General features: G+C 66.3%; 2 protein-coding genes. Both read right to left on the reverse strand.

Annotation, left to right across the window (positions count from 1 at the left end):
• Nucleotides 1-440: hypothetical protein (locus E6G06_22260; GenBank protein ID TML85035.1), on the reverse strand; the 440-nt coding region annotated here is incomplete at its 3' end.
• Between the two features lie 280 nt (nucleotides 441-720).
• Nucleotides 721-1,107, reverse strand: coding sequence for a transposase family protein (locus tag E6G06_22265; protein TML85036.1), 387 nt, complete (start codon nucleotides 1,105-1,107; stop codon nucleotides 721-723).
• Between the last annotated feature and the right edge of the window lie 33 nt (nucleotides 1,108-1,140).

Raw genomic sequence — 1,140 nt, forward strand, 5'->3', positions numbered from 1 at the left:
GCCTCGTCGTAGTGCTCCAAGGCGGTCGCGACATCGTGGTCGATCTCGAGCGCAACGATCGCCCGCAGCTCAACCAACCGGCCTAACGCGGAGCACGGCTCGCACCCCTCGAGCAAACGCTCGGCGCGCTGCTTCCATCCCATGGCAACGGCCAGACGATCTCGTCCCGCCTGATCGAAGCACAACTCGATCGCCAACTCAGCCGCGTGGTGCACGTCGCCCTCCGCCACGCGCAAGCCAAAGGCACGTTGGCGGAACTCGATACAAGGCTCGAACTCACCCAACCACATCGCCGAGAGCCCGGCCCGCTCGAGATCATCAGGTCCAAGGGCGCTGTCGGCATCCGCCCGCCCGAACGCCTCGAACGCTGCGGACCACTCGGACCGATCGAACGCAGCACGGCCCTCCACCAAGACCAGCTCGGAGCCGTCAGACCGCATAGTGGCCAACGATACGACCAACCACCGGCGCGGGTCAGAGTCGACGCGTTCGTAGTCGGGGCGCGGTCGTTCCCACGTACGACCCGTCGACGCCGGATGAGACTCGTCGTGGTGCACCTCGTCGAGGGCTGGTTCGCGCAGCTCGCCGAACCTTCGCCTCAGTCACGGCAGCTGCGACTCCGTCGCCGCGCTCACCCGAAGCGATCGACATCCGGGCCTCACACTGGAACTACGACCCGTAGCCCTCCGTCTGGCATTAGCCCGCACGCCAGATCATCGCCTAGATGTGTTCCCTCGGGAGGTTGGTCACGCGTGAGACCGGCGGACCTCCGATAGCCGTGTGCACCCGATGATGGTTGTAGCGGTGGAGCCAGCGCGCAAGCGCGCGGGTGCGGTCCGACTCGCGGCAATAGGGACGGACGTAGGCCCACTCGTCGAGCAGGGTCCGGTGGAAGCGTTCGACCTTGCCGTTGGTCTGGGGTCGGTAGGGCCGGCAGTACTTGTGGTTGATGCGGTTCTCGCCCAGCGCTTGGTTGAAAAGCTTGCCCCGGTAGCTGAAGGCATTGTCGGTCAAGACCCGCTCGACGATCACGCCTCGGGCCCTGAACCAGGCCTCGGCCCGGCGCCAGAACGCGGCCGCGGTTCGTCCCTGCTCATCGGTGAGCACCTCGGTGTAGGCCAGGCGGCTGTGATCGTCGAT

The organism is Actinomycetota bacterium, assembly GCA_005888325.1.
Lineage (GTDB): Bacteria > Actinomycetota > Acidimicrobiia > Acidimicrobiales > AC-14 > AC-14.